Below are 20,638 nucleotides of genomic sequence, written 5' to 3' on the forward strand. Positions count from 1 at the left end.
AGTACTCCTTAACCTTGTTGGCCGCCGCGCAAGCCACTCTCATCGAGCCCGGCTGCCGTCTTCAGCATCTTCAAAATCACCAGCGCAAACGCCCGGCTCTTAGTTTCGTTATCCAGCACTTGCAGTGACAGCTTTTCGTGGTCGGTCATGGCATCGAGCACGGTGTCCAGCACGCGCTTGGGGAACAGGCCGTGCATCACTTGGTCAACCGAGTGGTTGTTCACCTGGGCCATCACATCCTCTTGGCGGCTGATGCGCTGGGCGATACCGGTGAGGAACTGCAGTTGGTCGTCGTCGCTCACCTCGGCACCGAAGATATCGTTCAGCGCTTCGATGATTTCTGACAGGCGCTTTTTCTCCGGGTCATGCGGCTTGCCGCTGCCCACGTCGCTGCCAGGTTTGAGGGTGTAGTCGCCGTCTTCTTCGCTCAAGCGCAGTTGGTGCTCGGCGCGCTTGCTCAGGCGGTAGTGGCTCAGTTGCAGTTCGCCCACGTCCACGTCGTCTTGCTGCAGGCGATCCACGCGCAGCAGCGGGTGTAGGTGCTTGGCGTACACGCACAGCTGCTCCAGTTCGCGATCCTCATAGGGCACGATCTGCGAGAGGAACTCGTACAGGCGCACAAAGCTCTGCAGGTTCTTGCGGAACAGGTCGAGCTGGTCCACCTGCTCGCCAGCCTCTTTCAGCGCGTGCTCGGCTTTTTTCAGGCCGGCGCTGTCGCCGTTGGCTTCGGCGGTGCGCTTGAAGTCCAGCGCCTGCTGGCGCGACTCCACGGAGAAGGCATACCGCTTGGCAAAGCGCTCCTTGGCCGGCGTGCAGTAGTAACTGAGCTTGCTGGCCGCCGCCTTGGGGTCGAAGAAGGCCATGGCGAACGCCTCGACCTCCTGCCAGTGATAGATGCCCTCGGCATCCAGCTTCTTCTGCAGGTCATAGATGATCTGCGGGTCGGTCACGTCGGTCAGTTCGGCCTTGGTGTAGTACGGCAAGAAGGCGTCGAGAATGTCCTGCGGCTCGTTGAAGAAGTCGAGGATGAAGGTTTGCTTGCTGTCACCAAAGGTGCGGTTCAGCCGCGACAGGGTTTGCACACAGTCCACGCCTTGCAGCTTTTTGTCCACGTACATGGCGCACAGCTTGGGCTGATCGAAGCCGGTCTGGTACTTGTTGGCCGCGATCATCACATTGAAGTCTTGGGTGTCGAACGCTTGCGCCAGGTCGCGGCCATTCAGGCCGGTGTTGAGCAGGCTGCTGCTTTCCGTCACCTCTTCGGGGATCACCTCATCCGGCAACACGCTGCCGGAGAACGCCACCAGCGGGTGCACATCGCTGTAACCCATCTGCTGCACATAGGCCTTCACTGCCAACTGGTAACGCACCGCCTCCTGACGACTGCTGGTCACCACCATGGCCTTGGCCTGGCCATTCAGCAGGCCACGGATATTGGCGCGGAAGTGCTCGACGATCACCTCGACCTTCTGGCTAATGTTGTAAGGGTGCAAACGCACCCAGCGGGCCAACTTGATGCGCGCCTTCTTGCTGTCCACCTCGTCGTCTTCGCCATCCGGGTGGGCGATCTTCCAGGCGGTGCTGTAGGTGGTGTAGTTGCGCAGCACGTCGAGGATAAAACCCTCCTCGATGGCCTGGCGCATGGAATACAGGTGAAACGCCTCGGGCTTGTTGCTGGAGCTGGCCGGCAGCGTCGGGTCGGCCGGGCGACCGAACAGCTCCAGGGTCTTGGCCTTAGGCGTGGCGGTAAAGGCGTAGTAGCTGATGCGCTCATTCGGTTGGCGCGCCTGCACGGCGGCGTCGAGCAGCTCTTCGGCGCTGATTTCTTCCCCTTCCAGGGCATCGCTGCAGAGAATCTGTTTCAGCTTGCCGGCCGATGAGCCGGTCTGCGAGGAGTGCGCTTCGTCGGCGATCACCGCATAGCGCCCGCTGGCCAGCTTGGGGTACTTGTCCAGGGCATCGAACAGCGCCGGGAAGGTCTGGATGGTGACGATGATGATGCGCGTCTGCTCAGCCAGTGCCTCAGCCAACTGCTCGGATTTGCTCTGGCTGCTAGTTTCACGGTTGATTTGTTTGACCACGCCCTGGGCATGCTCGAACTGGTAGATGGTGTCCTGCAGCTGCTTATCCAACACGGTGCGGTCGGTAATCACGATCACCGAGTTGAACAGGCGCTGGCCGGCATCGTCGTACAGCGAGGCCAGTTGATGGGCCGTCCAGCCAATGGAGTTGGACTTGCCCGAGCCAGCGCTGTGCTGGATCAAATAGCGCTTGCCCGGCCCTTCGGCGCGGGTGGTGTTGATCAGCTGGTTGACCACTTCCCACTGGTGGTAACGCGGGAAGATCATCGTTTCCTTGGTTACCGGCGTGCCGTGGAAGCCTTCGCTGATTTTTTTGTCCAGGTGCAGAAAACGCCCCAGCACCTTGAGCCAGGCATCGGGCTGGAACAACCGCTGCCACAGGTAACTGGTGGCGTACTGGCTATCGTCCGCCGGCAGCGGGTTGCCGGCGCCGCCTTCCTCGCTGCCGAGGTTGAACGGCAGGAAGAAGGTGTCCTTGCCGGCCAGCTTGGTGGTCATCGCCACTTCGTTCTGGCCCACGGCAAAGTGCACCAGTGCGCCGCGCTTGAAGCTCAAAAGCGGCTCGGGCTTGCGCGTCAGCGGGTCTTTGACCGGGCGATCGTAGCGGTACTGGCGCTTGGCGTTTTCCACCGACTGCTTGAACTCGCTTTTCAGCTCCAGCGTGGCGGTGGGGATGCCGTTGACGAACAGCACCAGATCCAGCCGTGGGTTGTAGCTCTGCCCACTGCTGCCAGCCTCACGCGCATGCGGCGAGTAAGATACCTCTGGCACCACGCGCAGGCGGTTGCAATGGTAGCGCTTAAGGGTGTCCGGGTTCATCCCGTGGTCGGGCTGGAAGCTGCACAGCTCGACCTTTACCGCCGGCAGCTTAAAGCCGTGGCGCAGCACATCCAGGGTGCCGCTCTGCTCCAGCTCGCGCACCAGCTTTTGCACCAGCACATCGTCCGGGTCATTCGGGTTGGCCTTGGCGAACTTGTCCCAGCGCTCTGGCCAGGCGTCCTTGAAGTAACCCAGCACATCCTCGGTATACAGCGCCGTGCGCCGGTCATAGCCGCTGGCTGTGCCGACTAGCCAGCCTTGGGCAGCCAGGGCGTCGATAATGTCCTGCTGAAACTGAGCTTCCTTGCTGTCCGCCATCACACGGCCTCTTCTACTAGTTCGGGAGTTCGCGCGCTGGCCGGTGGCTGCCATCCGCGTACGTCGATTTTGCCGGTGACGGCGGCGGAGATAAGGGCGGAGCGGCGTTGTTTGAGCAGCGAAACACTCTGGATCGCTTGCTTACAAATTTCATCCAATAAACCGGTGTGCTTAGCCACTAACTGGTCGATATAGATCTGCTCATTTACAGGAGGTAAGAGCACAGGCGTTCGCCTCAATGCATCTAGAGTGATTTCTTTGAATGTTGCACCTTTGGCCATTAAATCGAAGTAGTTTTGAGTGGCTCCTGCGTTGAGGAACGCTAGAAGAAAGTTTCGAGTAATGTCCTGGCCAGCCGAGATCTTTGCAGTACCTTGCGTGAGATTGGCCACTTTCAATTCGTCAGGGACGGGCAAGCACTTTCCAACAGATGCGCGTATAGACATGACAATGTCCCCCGGTCGCACACGCGATCTTGCATAAGACTCATCAATATCAGGAGAGGTGAGCGGATAACCTGAGACAGGAAGCTCTTCTCCGCTCATATCGCTGGTCCGGATATATGGGATGCCACCTTCAAACTCTGGGCCAGCTTGAACGATTCCGTAGGTGATCGACGTATTAGGATCTACTACATGTTTAAGTTGTTTTACTTCCCAATGCGCTGGCACTTCGCCTAGCCATTCCACGCCAGAATCTTTCATCGGCACCGTGGGGTCGAGGCCTTTGGTGACGGCGTGGGAGATCACGGCCTGGCGCTTTTCCTTGAGCAGTTCGATCAGGCGCTGCTGCTCTTCGATCAGCGCGTCGATGCGGGCGGTTTCGTGGTCGAGGAAGCGGGCGATTTGGGTTTGTTCAGCCCGCGCTGGGGCAGAAAATCGCACAGAGCTAATGAGTTCCTGATTCAGCAGAGTCGCGCCGTAGATATTCTCTCGGCCATACCTAGGAATAAATTCTGGTGCGGCGTATTTCCAGTATTCAAGATCAAGCGGCCCGCAAGGGAGAAACCCTGCTATCGCTTCGTTTGTATACGAATCAATTGTTAGAAAGGCGATCTTTCCAACAGACAGCTTGAACGAAAAGAGCATGCTGCCCGCAGGAACTACCTTCGCACCTTTGTCTTGAACCGCGAGGTGGCTGATTTTTGACTTCGTATCCTCGACGGACATCTGCGTCATGTCAGCAATCGTGACCCAAGGCAAATCACCGTCGTAGTATTCATCCTTGCCTGATGGCGGCGTCCAACCAACCACAAATGGGATATCCCTCGCGATCTTCCTATCCACCCAATGTGCGGGGACTTCTGGCAACCAATCAAAACCAGATGGTTTGTATTCCGGATAGGCTCGGAAACTCATGCCGACAGCCCCTCAATCATCTGCTTGATCCGGTCAGTACAAGCTTTCAGGTCGCTATCGATTTCGGCCAGCGGGCGCGGCGGCTGGAATACATAGAAGTGCCGGTTAAAGGGAATCTCGAAACCGACAATGCCGACCTCGCCGTCCAGTGCATCGGTCTTGCTTTCGTCGATCCAGGCATCTGGCACATGGGGGATGACTTCGCGCTGAAAGTAGTCGTACACCGACTCGCCCAACGGCACGTTCTCGTTGTCGCGCAGGCCGGCGTCGGCTTCAGGCTGGCCCTTGGTCATGCAGATATCCGCCTCAGGGTCGCGCTCGCTCAGGGCGCTCATCAGGGCTTTGAGTTCCGGCGTGCTGAGGCTGACGCTGTGCGCGGCGAGGGCTTTTTTCAGCAGCTTGCTGAACTGCTCGCGGTTACGGTGCAGTTGGCTGACGTCCATCGCTTGCAGAGCGGCCAGCAGCTGTTGCTGAGCGGCGCTGTCGAGTTTCTGCAGGGCTTTTTCTTCCAGCACCTTAGCGATGCGCTCGGCACTAGTTTGGAAGTTCAGGCGCAGCGGGCGCTCGACGGTAATACGCCGGTAGCCGAAGGCGTCGATGGGGAAGATTTTGCTCTGCGCGCTGTGCTCGAAGCTACCATACAGGCGCACCAGCTCGCTGATTTGCTCTTCGGTGATGTACTGGCGCTTGCTGCCCAGCGACTTACGCATTTTGGCGTAGTGCTGGCTGCCGTCGATCAACTGCACCTTGCCCTGGCGCGCAGCGGCCTTGTGGTTGGAGAGAATCCACACATAGGTGGCGATGCCGGTGTTGTAGAACATGTCGGTCGGCAGCGCGACGATGGCTTCGACTAGGTCGTTTTGCAGCAGGTAGCGGCGAATCTCCGACTCACCCGAACCCGCGCCGCCGGTGAACAGCGGCGAACCGTTGAGGATGATGCCGATGCGCGAGCCACCGTCGCGAGGGTCGCGCATCTTGCTGACCAGGTGCAGCAGGAACAACAGCGAGCCATCGGACACACGCGGCAGGCCGGGCCCGAAGCGGCCGTCGAAACCCTTGTGGCTGTGCTCGTCGGTGATCTGCTTCTGTACCTTCTTCCATTCCACGCCGAACGGCGGGTTGCTGAGCATAAAGTCGAAGCGCTTGTCGGCCAGCTGATCGTTGGACAGGGTGTTGCCGAGCTTGATGCTGGCCACGTCCTGGCCCTTGATCAGCATGTCCGCCTTGCAGATGGCGTAGGACTCGGGGTTGAGCTCCTGGCCGTGCAGCGACACGCTGACCTTCTCGCTGATGGACTGGATGTACTCATCACCCTCGGACAGAAAACCGCCCGTGCCGGCGGTTGGGTCATAGATGGTGACGATGCTGTTGGGCGCGAGCTTGTGATCCTGATCGGTGATCACCAGCGAGGTGGTGAGGTGCACGATATCGCGCGGGGTGAAGTGCTCCCCGGCGGTTTCGTTGGAGCTTTCCGCGAACTTGCGGATCAGCTCTTCGAAGATGATGCCCATGCCGAAGTTGCTGATGAACTCGGGGCTCAGATCGGTTGCCGCGAAACGCTGCACCACCTGATACAGCAGGTTGGCGGTTTCCAGCTGCTGAACGAAATCTTCAAAGTGAAAGTGCTCGAAGATCTCGCGGGCATCCTTGCTGAACGCCTGCACGTAGCTCATCAGGTCGGCGGCGGTTTGGGTGTCTGACAGCGTGCCAAGGGTCAGTGGCGAGCCGTTGAAGAACTGCTGGCCGGCAGCGCGCAGCAGAATCATCTCACGCACTTGGTCTGGACGGCCTTCCTGAGCGAAGGTTTGTTTGATCACCTCACCTTTGGTCGGTGCGAGCACGCACTCCATGCGCCGTAACAGGGTGAATGGCAGGATGATGCGACCGTATTGCGATTGTTTGAAGTCACCGCGCAGCAGATCGGCAATGGACCATAGAAACGCGGCCGTCTGGGAATGATTTTCCGTGTTCACGCAATAACTCCTTGGAGTACGGGCAAAAACGCAAGTTTACCCCTTAGAGCTGGCACCCTGTCACAGAACCGACGGCCTATTTTCACTCTGCTCCGAATACTCAAAGGTGCTAAGGCCGCACTCGAACGTATAGCCAGCAACGATATGTCTGCTGCAATGTGTTCTCGAAAGGGGGTTTTAGCAGCCTATGCAGTGGTTTCCCGGCAAAAAACCGATCAGCCAGCCTAACCATTTGAGTAGCGGGATTTCTAAAGCAACTCATCGTCGTCATTTGTTGCACATCCATTGCTCGCGCCCTTTCGCTGGCCCGGAGAGTCGTCATTTGCCCACCATGTGTTGTCACAGTGCGCTCCTGGCGGATATACCTTTTGATGCTCAGTTGTCATCTCCTGTCGTTCTCCCGCTGCCGCCATGGCACATTGCGAACTGTGGAGACCCTATATCCATAGAGCGGCAGCGACGACACCTACTCACGCCCCCCCCCTTTAAAACGCCAATCGACTTGTACAAGGCCCATTAAGTACCCGATGCCCAGCATTCATAAGGCTTACAGAGACGACACCCCTTCACAACGTCAACTATCTTGTACAAAGCTCGTGAGAGACCTGAAATCCAGTATTCATGCGGGTTACAGAGACAACACCCCTTCACGACACCCCTTCACAACGCCAATTATCTTGTACAAAGCTCGTGAAAGACCTGAAACCAGTATTCATGCGGGTTACAGAGACAACACCCCTTCACGACACCCCTTCACAACGCCAATTATCTTGTACAAAGCTCGTGAAAGACCTGAAACCCAGTATTCATGCGGGTTACAGAGACAACACCCCTTCACGACACCCCTTCGCTCAGATCGGCAGATCACTCTATGGGAGGTGAACCGTCAGACTCCCATAAGTAATAGATGGGAAGTGAGCATGTTTTTTTGAAACGTGTCGCGGAGCGCGATATGAGCGGTGCGCTGGTCGCTTTGGAATTTAGTCACCCAAGAACCGACGGAACGCATTTCAGGAGGATAAAGTCCTTGGGATTGGCATGGCAGATGAGAAGCTGTATTCAGTGCAAATTTTCAGCCCAGAAGGAGCAAGACATGGACTCGATTGAGCTACTGGTTTATGCGGTCATCGGCGTGGTCGGCACGCTGGGAGTGGCTGCGGTGATTGGCTACAAGGTCGCAGATCATCTCGATAAGAAGCATCACACTGACTGATTTTGCAGCACATCGGCAGATGCGCATGGTGGTGGCTTGGGATTCGCCAGTGCTCGGGTAACGTTCAGGAATGTGCCAAGTCCAGCAGGTTCACGTCATGAGCAAAGTTAAGTGCCAGTGCTGCAAGAAGATGATGGTTCCAAAGGTGGTCATTAGCGTGCCGTTCTACATCAATGGAATACCCGTGGGCGGCCGTGACCCGGAGTCGTCCGTATGCCCCTTCTGCCTGTCGCAGAAGTGGATGCTCACCGAACATCAGGCTCTGGCTGCCGGTAGGGCCAATGCCGAGTTCTACGGCATCATGGTTCTCGCCATGGTGAACATCGTTGCGTTCGCCCGTTTCGGCGAACTGGCGGGCGGTATGACTCTTGCGGTGTCAGTCGCAAGCTTTCTCCTGCGCGCCAGAATTATCAGGGTATTGCTATGGCATCTGGGCCGTTAGACGAGCCAGCACATTCCAGGCGACCGGAATGCTACCTGGCGGCGAATACCGCCTGGTTAGAATTCGTAAAGGATGTCACTGCTGCTCGACAGTGCGCAAAACTGCGTCGTTACTTGGTCACTTCATCGGGTTTAAGCGCTGTGGTGGTACTGAACCCTGCATGGAGAACGGTTGCCCCGAATGCCCTGGCCAGCACCAAGCAGTTCACCAATGCGCTGATGTAACCCCGTTTCAGGCGGACCGTTTAAACACCGTAAACTTTGCCCCACCTAAGGGGAAGGTTGGCCGTTCGAACCGGCCCTGTGACACCATATAAATCAAGGCCTCCAGCAATTTCTGTTTCTCTCGCTTAGCACTCATGGGTGCAGGGCGGGTGTAAGTGCTAGGGGCTTGGGCGTTTATCGACGCTTTTTTCGTTTCGGTTTCGGCGGGGCTGGGCGGTTACTCCTTGGGCCAGGATCAAATTTTGATTTAAGGCCTTGTCTTGCCGCTGCAGTATCGGGGAACGCTGCCGTCATTAGGTCCGTGGCTTTCTCTAGGGTATCTGCGCACAGGTCTAGCATCGTCGACAAATATCCTTTATCCGTGTCGTTTTCTAATCCCGTACCTCGTCCATTCGGTTCCATTCGGAAGAAAGAAATTGGTAGTACGTGTGCGTATTGAGATAAGAGATCCCAATATGCGTAAAACGTCTTCTTTTCCCAGCCAGCACGTACGAGCATTTCGTCTCTGGTTGGAATCATTAGGTTGTCACCTGACAAGCACCGTTTCTTAACCTGTTGGGGCAGGGTTTGGAACCACGGATTACTGTTTAATCTTTCTCTCAACTCCTCTGCTTGCTGTTGCAAGCCTCCGACTCCTTCATCGGCTCCGATATTGCTCAGCATTTTTACTCTTCTCATGCAGTCGTTGAGATACATGACGTTAATTCGTACCGACCATTCCTCCCGGCTCTCTGGTTCCTCTACGATGTATAGAAATAGGAGATACCCTTCAATAATTGCTCGGCTATGACCAGCCGCAACCCCAAAATCCCATTGCTCAAAATCTGCTCGCACCCATCTTGAGCGGGGCACGGCCGAAATTATTGCGATCGCATGGTTACACAGCCTGGCGAAGACATAGGTTGAGTGGCCTAAATGTGGTTCTGCCATTTGCACGCCAATCGACTGGCTGACAGCAACGGCTTCACACGTCGCGAGGTCAAACTTCTTCAGGGAATCGTTGTACTGCTTATTGAGTTCAATCTTTTCTGCAGCGTTCAGCTCTGCGTCCATCGACAAACCGTCCTTTTTCATGATGTTTTTGCGGCTACGAGCTGGCGATGTCGCGAATGCGAAGTACGGTGGTGGTGGAGCAGTTCGCGTGCCTTGCTGTGGCGCGGATGCCCAGACCCGCGCCAAGCAGCTCGGTCACGCGCTTGTGCAGGTCAGCGTCAACCGGGCGGCCTTGATACTTACCAGAGGCTTTGGCCTTTTCAATGCCCTGGGCCTGGCGCTCGCGGCGCTGCTCATAGTCCTTGCGTGCGATCGCGGCCATCATCTCCACCAGCATCGAGTTGATCGCTCCCAGCATCCGCCCGGTGAACTCGTCGCCTTTGGTGTCCTGCATTCCCTGATAGCTGGTCGGCAGGTCGAGTGCAACGATGCGCAGGCCCTTGGAATCGATCGCAGCCTTGAGCTTTTGCCAGTCCTCCACCGGGAGGCGGGAGAGACGGTCTATCGACTCCACCAGCAATACGTCACCCTTGCGGGCATCCTTGAGCAGGCGCATTAGCTCAGGCCGGTCGGCTGTGGCGCCGCTGGCGTTCTCCAGGTACACGCTTGCAATGACCTTGTTATTATCGCTGGCGAACTGCTCGAGCGACGCCCGGGCACGGCCGGCGTCTTGCTCTTCGGTGGAGGCTCGGAGGTATGCGCGGATGAACATGACGGGTGCCTGTATCAGTTAGGGCGTTCCACTAATAACGTTGCACTATGGGTGTTACTTATCAAGCGAAAAGCACGTAAAAGGCAAAATAAGCCTGTATCTGGATAGGCACACCCAAAAATATCGCCGAGAGCTTTGAGAAACCCGCGGCGATAAAGCCCAGCAGAATTACTTACCGACGAAATAGAGAGCGCGGCCCTGATTGAAGATTGCCGCAGGGATCGAATTCTTTCTCAACCGTTGGCCTGGATGGTAAATGTAGATCCAGTCGGGTAAGCGCTTCGATGCGAGCAGCATGGCTTCCGAGGTCGTCATGTCATTCTTGTAGGCATCAAGCGTGAACTGGTTGTGCCGGATAAAGATTGGCCCGTAGCTGCGAGGCGACGCCAAGAAGCTTGGTGAGGCTGCGGGTGTATCCGCGAATGGGATAGGACGCTCCGCAAAAATATCTGCTGGCGTTGCGTACGAGCGCGAATGACCATCAGGGTATCGGCCGGTCTGCATACCCAGCTTTGACATACCACCTGAAAAACTCTTTCTGCGGGCCTCCTCCACCTTCTGCAGGGCCAGAGCCGATGCCTCCTGTGGTGAGCCGGCCTGATCGGAAGGCACCCAGGCAACAACCTGAGTTGCACGAGCCGGATCACTTGATCCACCCAGTAGCATCAAACCCAAGCCAACACCTGCGGCTGCGCCACCGCTCATGCCTGAAGGCGGTGACACATATCCAATCGCACTTAATCCAGCGTCCCCTAGCCCTGCCCCTGAGCTGTTGGCGGGGCTCACTCTATCAACTCCCCCTACCATCTCGATTGGAACGTCACGCTGCCCGGAAATTCCCATGGCAGTCAGAACGTGCATTGCATCCGACCATTTTTCCTTCGGGACATCCTTTGGCTCAGGAAGCTGAACTGTCTTCGGCGATTGAGTGGCAGAACACCCAACCAGAAAAGCTACTGCCGCAGCCAGCAAGCTAGCTCGAATCGCTGTTGATGTACTACCCATGGCGCTAATCCCTGTTGTGATCAACACAGCTTACGGCGGCTTGCAGAAAACCCAACGGCATAACCCTTCGACAGGGCCGGCTTGGGATTTCCAAGACCTGGCATAGCGTGTCATGCAACGTCATGCACACGGAGCACTACCATGGAATTTCGTGACCTTGGGAACGGGCGAACTTTCCCACCAGTAGCACCGAATGGCCGGATTTACGCCGTACCAGTCACCCAGGAAAACCAGGTAGAAATTTTCTGCCTGACACCTGAAGGAGTCATTGGAAGCGGAGTCAAGGCCAACTGGGCTGACATCACAGGTTTCTACTACGACGATGAGTCCTGGGAAATCATCCTGCGCAACTACATCGGCAGGGGAATGCGTTTCCGCCGGGGTGTGCCCTGTGGAATCGTCGAAGACGGTTGCGAAACCTTCAAAACAAATATTCAAGGGTTCGCAATTCCAATCTGCGTAATGAACCGCATCGCCTACGAGCAGAAAAGGCTACATCAAACCTGAGGTTGTCCTTGGGTTTCAGAGAGCAAGCAGCAATCTGACTGCGTCAGCCCACGTGGCCTCGTCCATCCACCTGGCAGGGAATTACCAGACTTTTAATTTCCGTCGCTTTTGTTGCTTGAAAGCGAAACACACGCGGGGCAGCCACCCGTAGGCTAGCCGTGTAGTTGAAGGGGACTCGGAAATGACCAAAACCAAAGTTAACCGCTGCCTGCACAAGCAGGAACTCGCGAAAAATCCGGAAGCCAACACTTTTCCAGCAAGCCGGAGTCAACGGGCAGATACGCCACCTTGCGCGCAATCACAAATCCTGATCAGTCAGGAATAACGACGTATGCGCTACGTAACCATCAGAAAGTTTGCCAGCGCGTCTGGCTACTCCGAAGACGCTATCCGCTCGAAGCTTCGCGACGGAATTTGGCGGCTCGGAGAAATATGGATCAAGGCCCCAGATGGCCGGGTTTTAATCGATGTAGAGGGATATGAATCATGGGTAGAGATGGGCGGGGAGTTCGGGCGGTCTCGGACTCGAGTATCGAAATCACGTTCATGTACCGCGGGGTTCGGTGCCGTGAGCGCCTCTCACTCAAGCCCACCGCCACTAACCTAAAGCTTGCCGAGCGGCACAAAGCAGCTATTGAGCACGCCATTGCTGCAGGCACCTTCGATTACGCCATCACCTTCCCCCGCTCGCCTAGGGCGGTGCAGTTCGCGCCCGAGTCTAGTAGGGAGACGGTTGCCGGTTTTCTGACCCGCTGGCTGGCTGGAAAACAGAAGCATGTCTCCAACAGCACTTATGAGGGTTACCGAAAGATCGTAGAGCTTCGTCTGGTACCAGCCCTCGGCCATGCCATGGTGGTCGACCTGAAGCGCAAGGCAGTGCGTGACTGGCTTGCAACCTTACAGGTCAGTAACAAAACCTTGAGAAACATCCAGAGCTGCCTGCGCTCAGCCCTGAACGATGCTGTCGATGAAGAGCTGGTGGAGGTGAACCCTCTGGCCGGCTGGACGTATACCCGGAAGGATCAGGTAAAGGAGGATGACGTGGATCCGTTCTCACCAGAGGAGCAGCGAGCAATCCTGGCTTCTATTGATGGGCAGGCTCGCAACCTAGTGCAGTTCGCACTCTGGACCGGAATGCGCACAAGCGAACTCGTGGCGCTGGACTGGGGGGATATCGACTGGCTGAAGGGAGAGGCTTATGTGTCCCGGGCAATGACCCAAGCGGCAGGAGGAAAGGCTGAAGTGACCAAGACCGTGGCGGGGAAACGCAGCATCAAACTGTTGATGCCCGCCCTTGCCGCGCTGACCGCGCAAAAGGCTCACACTTTCCACGCAGGTAATGAGGTGTTCCAGAACCCTCGGACTGGCGAGCGATGGGCCGGTGATCAGCCGATTCGAAAAACCATGTGGGTGCATGCGATGAAGAAGGCCAGGGTTCGGTACAGACGCCCCTACCAAACGCGCCACACCTACGCCTCAATGATGCTGTCTTCTGGGGAGCATCCAATGTGGGTGGCCAAGCAGATGGGGCATAGCGACTGGACGATGATTGCCAGAGTGTACGGCCGTTGGATGCCGACGGCCGATCTAGACGCTGGGAACAGGGCAGAAGCAATGTGGGAACCACCCGAAGTGTAAACCCATAAAATCTTGCAAAAGCATATATTGCAAGATTTCCTTGCATGGACCAATACTGATGACTATGCTCCGCAACCGAATGGAGGAGCCATGACCACCCCAAATATTACCTTCCGCCTACAGCATCTGCGTCGCAAGCACGGCCTGACGCAAGAGGCTCTCGCCGAAGCACTTGGCTTCAAGGATCGCCAGACTCTGTCTCAGATCGAGACCGGAGAGCGCAAACTCAGCTCCGAGGAAATGGTTCGAGCAGCGGAAGTGTTTGGCGTTTCCCTAGACTACTTTACCGATCCTTTTGAACTAGCAGGGGAAGGCCATTTCTCTTGGCGGCAAAACGGCACTAAGCCCGAACTGCTGGATGATTTCGAGCTGCGAGCAGGCCGGTGGATAGCGGCCTATCGCCACCTATCGAAGTTGAAAGGAGAGGTGATTAACTCGTCAACTCGGCGAGTGGCGCTGAATCACCAATCTACCTTCGAAGAGGCTGTCGCCGAAGGCGAGGCTATGGGAAAGGCTCTTGAGCTTGGTAATATTCCATCTCAGAGGCTAGCTGATGCGCTCGAGGAAAAGCTTGACACTCTTGTACTTGAAGTTGACACCGAGCAAGGCATCTCCGGGGCAGCATGCCGGCTGAACCAGCTGAACGCAATTGTGATCAACCGGAATGAAACTCTGGCTCGGCGCAATTACGATATGGCCCACGAGCTTTTTCACCTAATAACTTGGGACACAATGCCGCCTCCTAGGCTGGATATTGAAACTCCAACTGATAAGAAATCGAAACGAGTAGAGCAGCTCGCTGACAATTTTGCGGCAGGCTTGCTCATGCCGGGCAGTCTAATTGAGAGGCTAATTGAGAAGTCTGAGCTAAAAAAAGGTTCAGAACTCGCAACCTGGCTTACCTCAAATGCGCAGATTCTTGGAGTTAGTGCGGTTGCTCTTCAATGGCGGTTGGTTAACATGGGCAAGCTCAATAAGAGTGCCATTGTTAGCGAAGAATTTATTCGAAACCTTGGTGAGGCTCAGCGCACCAAGCCACCAGCCAAGTACGGTAAGCGATTTATGGCGGCCCTGGGCTGGGGCATTGACGAGGGTTATGTCTCGGTGCGCAGAGGAGCCTCGCTTCTGGGCGTGACCGTAGATGAGCTTGCGAAGCTCTTCGAGAATCATAATCTCCCGACTCCGTACGACCTTTGAGGATAACGATGTTCGAGAAGGATCAAATCGTACTTGTCGATACCAATGTGATCCTAGAGGCTCACAGGGTCACTTGCTGGAACACGTTAGCGAGCTATTTCAGGCTTGCGACGGTTGAGACTGTCGTGGAAGAAACTCAAACGGGCTTTCAGAACAGAAGCCCAGCTCAGACGATTCAATTGGCACCTCTTCGTGGCTCATTCCATCACATCGAAAATATCACGAATGAGGCAAGGGCTCAGTTCGCACTGGACAACCCTAACGTGTTGCTCGATCCAGGTGAGCGCGACTTGATAATTTACGCCCGGTCGCTTGATCCTAAGACGACGTGGTTCCTGAATAGCCCGGATATGGCCGCAGTCCGCTACTGCCATCACAGCAAATGGCTGGATCGACTAGTGTCTCTGGAGGCCATGAACAAGCACATTAGCGCCCATACAACCAGTAACCTTCGAGATAACTTCTCGGAAAATTGGCTGAGCGTACGCAAGACCAAACTGCTGCTCGGGATGTAATGACAGCCTTATGCCAGCCTCTTCGCTGGAGGGCACGTAATTGCTTGCTTGGCTGCGGGTTCAAATCCCCCCGGCCCCAATTCAAAGCATCGACAAAACCCGCCTAGTGCGGGTTTTGTTGTTTCTGGGGTTCGGAAATCACCGCAAAACGGCGCTTCGGATTTTTCCTTCAAGATGTCGCGCCATTCATGAACTGGCGCAAGCTCGGGCACAACGCTAATTTCCCTCAGTCGCTGCTCATCAGCGTCCGGCTTTGACAGGCCGAAAAGTGTAACCTTTCACACCCCGTGACTTAGCGGCATGCTTCGCGCATTCCGTCTCGTTCATGGCGGCTGTGCGTGGGGCATCTTCGGGTGCGCCGGGTTCCTACACTTCCGGTCTGTCAACCCGCGTACAGCTGCCACCCAATCCTGTTTGACAGCAGGGGGCGGCAGCTCCTTTAACAGTGTAGGAGCTTCATCATGAAAAAAATCACGCCCAATCCTCCAGCGACTCTCTTCACGGTCAATGAGAACATCGATCCCGAAACACTGCTGATCCAAGCCAGCGAAACCCTTGCATCGCTGGACGCAATCATCACAGACCTGGCCTTCGAACTCGACGGATTAACCCGTCAAAAACTCTTGGGTAGCCAGCAACTGGTGGTGCTGGGCGGATTACTCATCGAGCGTGTGCTCGTCACGCTGGCCTCCACCGCTGACGCGCAACCGTTCCCGACGTAACCTCAGTAGCAAATCAAAAAAGCCGAGTCACGTGCAGGCTGACGCCGCTGAAAACGGTCCAACAACTCACCCTGGCAATCACCACTTCACACTGAGCTCAGGCTTTCACGCCCCTTTCACACTTGAGCGTCTATGGTTATACCAGCTCCTTGTGAATATCCCTTTCAAGCCCGCTTCTCCCCATCGCGGGCTTTTCTTTGTCTGCGATTTGCCATCGTCTAATTTCCCCGGCTCACGCTCTCAGCGCACCACCCAAGGGGCACATCCTTTACAATTCAATGCTGCACTACTGCCCTGTCTCCGAGAGACACCAGCGGCAGGCTCCGACTACAAGGACGAACGTCGCATTGAACAAAAACTCCTATGCCTACCTGATACCAACCACCATTGGCCTGCTACTCCTCATCGCGCTGATTCTGGTCTGGACATTCATTATCTGGCCGTCTGCACATTTCAACCCGATAGCTGAAAAGATCGCCCTGATCTCATCGCCAGCGCTGGCAATCATCTTGATGGTGTGGGGGTGGCATACCGGGAACTCCAGGTTCCTGCGCAAAAAACCGCTGGATCGATTAAAAGTCTTTTTCGGCTTGCTCATCGCCAGTGGCTTGGTGATGGATGCGCTGCTATCGGTGGTTATTCTGCTTACGAGCACGGTATTCAGCAGCTATGTGACTTCGTACGAATATGCAGCGGGAGGCAGGCATAATTGCGCAGGCATCCGGGTATTCGATACGGAAGTGAACAAACAGATTAAAATTTGCCGTACCAGCTACTACGGTGAACAGGGTTGGGTAAGGGTGGAAAAACGTAGTGGACCGTTGGGAATTGTTGTAATAGACACCACGCGCCTGTGACTTCCTATACCGCCCAATAGGCGCCCCTCACTATTCTCCCATCTGTTCACGAAACGTTCAGAAACACAGACGGATACTAGCCAACTGCAATGACCGTTCCCCCGGACGGTCCTCCTGCCTTGGTAGCCACAACCCATGACGCGTCCCGCTCCCCTATTACTCCTGCTTGCTGGTCTGTTGTTCTTCTTCGCCCTGGGTAACCATGAGCTGCAAGGCTCCACCGAAGCGCGCGTCGCCGGCATCGCCATGGCCATGCACCTGGACAATAACTGGGTGGTGCCCCAGTTGTTTCGTGAGCCCTTCCTGGAAAAACCGCCCCTGAGCCTGTGGATCGATGCCGGGGCCATTCGCCTGTTTGGCGGCACCACCTGGGCCGTGCGCCTGGCCTCGGCATTTGCCGGGTTGTTCAGCGTGATGCTGCTCTACGCAATGCTGCGCCGGTTCGGACGGCCGCAGACGCTGGCGTTCAGCGCGGCGTTGATCCTGGCAACCATGGCCAGTTACTGGAGCAATGTGCGCGGCGTGGGTGAGGATTCGTTGCTCAGCCTGGGCGTGACCACAGCGCTGCTGGCGTTTTACCAAGCCGTGCGGCCCGATCGCCAAGGTTCAAGCGCGGGCGCATGGGCGCTCTTCACGGCCGGGATGGTGATCGCCACCCTGAGTAAAGGCGTGCTGGGCCTGGCGATGCCGGGCATTGTGATTTTTGTGTACCTGGCCAGCACCAGCCTGATGGACAAGCGCCTACGCATCGGCGACTGGCTCAAGCCGGCGCTGTTTACCTTGTTGGCGCTTGTGCCGCTGCTGATCTGGCTGGGCTTTCTGTTCCAACGCGGCGGTATGCAAGCGGTGGGCGAAGTGCTGTGGACCAACAGTGTCGGGCGCTTCAGCGGTTCGTTCGTCGAGGCGGGGCACTATGAGCCGATGTATTACTACATCGCAAAACTACCTCAAGCGTTCTTGCCCTGGAACATCCTGGTGTACCTGGGCCTGTGGCATTTCCGCAAAAGCCTGGTGCGCAACCGCTACCGGCTGTTTTTCAGTGTCTGGCTGGTGGCGCAGTTCACCCTGCTGACGCTGGCGTCCAGCAAGCGCACGGTGTACCTGATGGCACTGACGCCGGCCGCCGCCGTGTTGGCGGCAGAATATGCGCGGGTGCTGCTGGGCTGGCTGAAAGACCACAAGCCCGCGCTGTACAAACACCATAGACCACTAGTCAGCAGCGTTTTCACCCTGGCCGTGGCCTGCTACCTGGCAGCCGCCTTCTGGTTCGCGCCCAAGGCCGACGTGCGCCAATCGTTCGTGCCGGTGATCAGCCAGATCCAGGCGCTCAAAGACGAAGGCAAAGAAGTTGTGCTGTTTCAGCCCAATGAACGCATCGCCGGGGCCAGCGTGTTCTATCTGCGGGGCTACCTGCCCATCCTGCAAACCGAGGCCGAGTTGCACGATTACCTCGCCGCCAAGCCCGGCAACATTGCGTTGCTGGACCATACCAACGGTTTGAGCACGCCGGTGAGGGTCGCCAAGGAGATGTCGATCAATCGCCAGCCTTACTATTTCGTGGAACAGTAAGGCCGGCGCACACATCAGTGCTTGGTGAGTTTGTCCAGGTAGCCCATGGCGAACGCCGACACGACAAAGGTCATGTGGATGATCACGTACCACATCAAATGCTCCGGATCGACGTTCTTGGCGTCCATGAAGATGCGCAGCAGGTGGATGGACGAGATCGCCACGATGGAGGCCGCGACTTTCATCTTCAGCGACGAAGAGTCCATGGTGCCGAGCCAGTTGAGCTTTTCTTTGTTTTCATCGATATCCAGCTGCGAGACGAAGTTCTCGTAGCCGGAAATCATCACCATCACCAGCAAGCCACCGACCAGCGCCATGTCGATCAACGACAACAGCAGCAGGATCACCTCAGATTCCAGCATGGTAAAAACCGTGGGAATGACGTGGATGATTTCCTGGAAGAACTTCAGCGCCAGGATCAGCAAGCCCAGGGACAACCCCAGGTAGATGGGCGCCAACAGCCAGCGTGAGGCGTACATAGTATTTTCGATAAAGCGTTCCATGGGATCTCACACAGCGTGGCTAAAAATGGTGGCGAGTATACCAGCGGTTACAAAACACCTGTAACCACGAGAAAACTGACCTGGGCGGCATCTGTAAGAGAATTTTTCTGCTAGTGTCGAGCCCAATAAAAATCGGCTCGATGATGTCGGACAGGAAAAACTCAGATGATGGATGTGCGATCCCCTTTGGCCAATCTCGGCCTGTGCGCGGCATTGCTGCTGGCCGGCGGCTGCTCCCCCAGCGACGAGCAGAAGCAGGCCACCCTCGAAGAGAAAACCGCACAATTCGAACACTCCCTCGACAGCATCCAAGACCCCAAGCTGCGCGACGCCGTTGCCGAACTTGGCGGTTCACTGCTGTTACTGGAACGGGCACGGGCCAAGCTTGCCACCAAGCCCATCGAAGCCGAATACGGCGAAGACAGCCTGGCCCTGCTCAGGCACTACCCCACGCCCCAGGCGCTGGTGGACACCTACATCAATAGCCTGTTCGTGCTGCGTAAAACCTCACACTCCGACTATTTGACGGACTTGCAGCCGGTCTTCCCGTTTAATTTCAGTGTCCCGGACCCATTCCCCTTTCCCCATGGCCTGGAATGGAAGTCCGTGACCTTGAGCAACAACAAGGTCATCCCCTTTCAGCCGGAATGGTCGGAAACCGATCCGGGCATCCAACTGAGCCCCAGCAGTTCCAACCTGACCAACCCCGACGACTTGACGGTGACCTACCCGTTTATCGACGGCATCGAAACCGAAAACAAGAGCCAGCCGCAACCCGTCAACCTAAAGGGCACCATTGAAGTGGTTGCGCCGGGCAAGGTGTTGACGTTTGATTTGTCGAAAAAGGACGTCGGCCACAAGCGTACCGAAGGCAATATCACCCTCAACCTGCTGCTCCTGGAGAAAAACTACGCCGAGATCGAGCTGATCAACAGCCAACCACTGGCACCGGAAGTGGGTGACGAGTCGCCCAACCCACTGCTGGTACAGGCACGGGACAGCACTGGGCAATTCCTTACACGCTCGGGCTCGATCAACGAAAGCAGCGCGCAGGTGGCGTTCTACGAGAAGCAACTGGCCGAAATGCGAAAGCAGAAAGTCTGGTCGGAGGCATTCGAAAAACAGCTCACCGATGAACAAAAAGCCTTCGAACACAAGCAGAGCAGCCATTACGCCAAGGTGTATTTCAATGGCGTGATCGACAACCTGCAGGTCAACGTACTGGATTTCTCCACCGCTACGCTTACCCGCAAAGACCTCGACCTGCCCGTGTTGCGCTTTGACAAGAACAGCCTGCAGCAAACCGTACAGGCCTTGCCAATGCCGGTCACCGTGTACGACGACGGCGCCGCCAGTTGGCTCAAAGACGCGAGCATGACCGAAGAGCAGCTGAAAAACAGCGTCACCATCAGCCAGTCGGTCGAGGACGCCAGTGCCGCACACATCGTGTTTGACCACCCGTTCACCTTCAATGACGACCTGGTGGGCAGTGAGCGCAACAGCAGCGAATCGCCGGTGACCTTCTTTACCGCCGACGAAAAGGGCGAACGCGGGGAGCCGATCGAATTGCCGACTGAGGCCTTCGAACTGAACCCGGCGCGCGGCACCCTCACCTATGACCTCAACCTGTTTCCGGAAAACCCGGCGTTTGTGGTGGGCTCGATTCCACTGTTCCTGGCGACCATCGAAAAAGCCGACATTGAGGTAGGCAAGCTCCCCAAAGGGCTGTCGCTCAAGGACAACGCGCTGGTCGTGGACCAGAAGGAATTCCCTGCCGACAGCTGGCGCTTCTACGCCAAGGACGCCAGCGGCAACTACCTCAAGGAAATCCTGGGTGTGAGCCACCGCGCCGAGGAATACGGCACGGCGCTGTTTGACGTGCATTATTTCTACGGCCAGCCTACGTCCCTGGAAAGCTACCAACGCACCGACCTCAGCACCGTGCAGTACGGCTTTGAAGTCAAGCTGGACAAGCCCGAGAGCAAATAGCAC

General features: G+C 56.5%; 18 protein-coding genes. 11 read left to right on the forward strand and 7 right to left on the reverse strand.

The genetic code is table 11. From position 1 onward, the window contains the following. Positions 1-8: 8 nt before the first annotated feature. Genes AB4O35_RS01710 through AB4O35_RS01720 form a run of 3 tightly spaced genes read right to left on the reverse strand, consistent with a single transcriptional unit; the run spans position 9 to position 6,549 of the window. Complete coding sequence (locus AB4O35_RS01710; protein ID WP_460149477.1) at positions 9-3,218, reverse strand: type I restriction endonuclease subunit R; 3,210 nt, start codon at positions 3,216-3,218, stop codon at positions 9-11. Beyond that, positions 3,218-4,576 (reverse strand): restriction endonuclease subunit S, encoded by a 1,359-nt coding sequence (locus AB4O35_RS01715; protein ID WP_460149478.1) that lies wholly within the window; start codon positions 4,574-4,576, stop codon positions 3,218-3,220. The genes AB4O35_RS01710 and AB4O35_RS01715 overlap by 1 nt, the downstream gene beginning before the upstream one ends. Next, the gene (locus tag AB4O35_RS01720) at positions 4,573-6,549 is read right to left on the reverse strand and encodes a type I restriction-modification system subunit M (protein ID WP_460149479.1); all 1,977 of its coding nucleotides are present in this window, start codon (positions 6,547-6,549) and stop codon (positions 4,573-4,575) included. The genes AB4O35_RS01715 and AB4O35_RS01720 overlap by 4 nt, the downstream gene beginning before the upstream one ends. A 952-nt stretch (positions 6,550-7,501) precedes the next feature. On the opposite strand from AB4O35_RS01720, the gene AB4O35_RS01725 reads away from it, so the two are divergent. Together AB4O35_RS01725 and AB4O35_RS01730 are read left to right on the forward strand one after the other, a co-directional pair. Beyond that, positions 7,502-7,762, forward strand: coding sequence for a hypothetical protein (locus AB4O35_RS01725; RefSeq protein ID WP_460149480.1), 261 nt, complete (start codon positions 7,502-7,504; stop codon positions 7,760-7,762). 97 nt (positions 7,763-7,859) lie between these two features. Then, positions 7,860-8,204 (forward strand): hypothetical protein, encoded by a 345-nt coding sequence (locus tag AB4O35_RS01730; RefSeq protein ID WP_460149482.1) that lies wholly within the window; start codon positions 7,860-7,862, stop codon positions 8,202-8,204. A 398-nt stretch (positions 8,205-8,602) separates the two neighbouring features. Here AB4O35_RS01730 and AB4O35_RS01735 read toward each other — a convergent pair whose 3' ends face one another. The 3 genes from AB4O35_RS01735 to AB4O35_RS01745 form a co-directional block, all read right to left on the reverse strand. Next, the gene (locus AB4O35_RS01735; RefSeq protein WP_460149483.1) at positions 8,603-9,481 is read right to left on the reverse strand and encodes a hypothetical protein; all 879 of its coding nucleotides are present in this window, start codon (positions 9,479-9,481) and stop codon (positions 8,603-8,605) included. Positions 9,482-9,515: 34 nt separating this feature from the next. Next, entirely contained in the window at positions 9,516-10,133 is a 618-nt protein-coding gene (locus AB4O35_RS01740) for a recombinase family protein (protein ID WP_460149485.1), read from the reverse strand. 168 nt (positions 10,134-10,301) lie between these two features. Next, positions 10,302-11,138, reverse strand: coding sequence for a hypothetical protein (locus tag AB4O35_RS01745; protein ID WP_090513132.1), 837 nt, complete (start codon positions 11,136-11,138; stop codon positions 10,302-10,304). A gap of 141 nt (positions 11,139-11,279) precedes the next feature. Here AB4O35_RS01745 and AB4O35_RS01750 point away from each other — a divergent pair, with 141 nt between their 5' ends. The 8 genes from AB4O35_RS01750 to AB4O35_RS01785 all read left to right on the forward strand — a co-directional run bounded on the left by AB4O35_RS01750 (position 11,280) and on the right by AB4O35_RS01785 (position 18,143). Next, entirely contained in the window at positions 11,280-11,645 is a 366-nt protein-coding gene (locus AB4O35_RS01750) for a hypothetical protein (protein ID WP_090513134.1), read from the forward strand. 181 nt (positions 11,646-11,826) lie between these two features. Continuing rightward, positions 11,827-11,970 (forward strand): hypothetical protein, encoded by a 144-nt coding sequence (locus AB4O35_RS01755; protein ID WP_170860600.1) that lies wholly within the window; start codon positions 11,827-11,829, stop codon positions 11,968-11,970. Positions 11,971-12,131: 161 nt separating this feature from the next. Next, a complete protein-coding gene (locus tag AB4O35_RS01760) occupies positions 12,132-13,283 on the forward strand; it encodes a tyrosine-type recombinase/integrase (protein ID WP_090513137.1) in 1,152 nt (383 codons plus the stop codon). Positions 13,284-13,373: 90 nt separating this feature from the next. Then, the gene (locus tag AB4O35_RS01765; RefSeq protein WP_048377394.1) at positions 13,374-14,480 is read left to right on the forward strand and encodes a helix-turn-helix domain-containing protein; all 1,107 of its coding nucleotides are present in this window, start codon (positions 13,374-13,376) and stop codon (positions 14,478-14,480) included. Positions 14,481-14,488: 8 nt separating this feature from the next. Next, the gene (locus tag AB4O35_RS01770) at positions 14,489-14,995 is read left to right on the forward strand and encodes a hypothetical protein (RefSeq protein ID WP_048377395.1); all 507 of its coding nucleotides are present in this window, start codon (positions 14,489-14,491) and stop codon (positions 14,993-14,995) included. A 461-nt stretch (positions 14,996-15,456) separates the two neighbouring features. Beyond that, positions 15,457-15,717 (forward strand): DUF6124 family protein, encoded by a 261-nt coding sequence (locus tag AB4O35_RS01775; protein WP_065909811.1) that lies wholly within the window; start codon positions 15,457-15,459, stop codon positions 15,715-15,717. Between the two features lie 347 nt (positions 15,718-16,064). Then, the gene (locus AB4O35_RS01780; protein WP_065875327.1) at positions 16,065-16,574 is read left to right on the forward strand and encodes a hypothetical protein; all 510 of its coding nucleotides are present in this window, start codon (positions 16,065-16,067) and stop codon (positions 16,572-16,574) included. 135 nt (positions 16,575-16,709) lie between these two features. Beyond that, entirely contained in the window at positions 16,710-18,143 is a 1,434-nt protein-coding gene (locus AB4O35_RS01785) for an ArnT family glycosyltransferase (protein ID WP_065945482.1), read from the forward strand. Between the two features lie 14 nt (positions 18,144-18,157). On the opposite strand, the gene AB4O35_RS01790 is transcribed toward AB4O35_RS01785, so the two are convergent. Continuing rightward, a complete protein-coding gene (locus AB4O35_RS01790) occupies positions 18,158-18,646 on the reverse strand; it encodes a TIGR00645 family protein (RefSeq protein ID WP_049711466.1) in 489 nt (162 codons plus the stop codon). A 165-nt stretch (positions 18,647-18,811) separates the two neighbouring features. Between AB4O35_RS01790 and AB4O35_RS01795 the strand changes: the two genes are divergently transcribed. After that, complete coding sequence (locus AB4O35_RS01795; protein WP_083207074.1) at positions 18,812-20,635, forward strand: hypothetical protein; 1,824 nt, start codon at positions 18,812-18,814, stop codon at positions 20,633-20,635. Positions 20,636-20,638 lie beyond the last annotated feature (3 nt).

It is taken from the genome of Pseudomonas sp. H1_A03 (assembly GCF_054685145.1).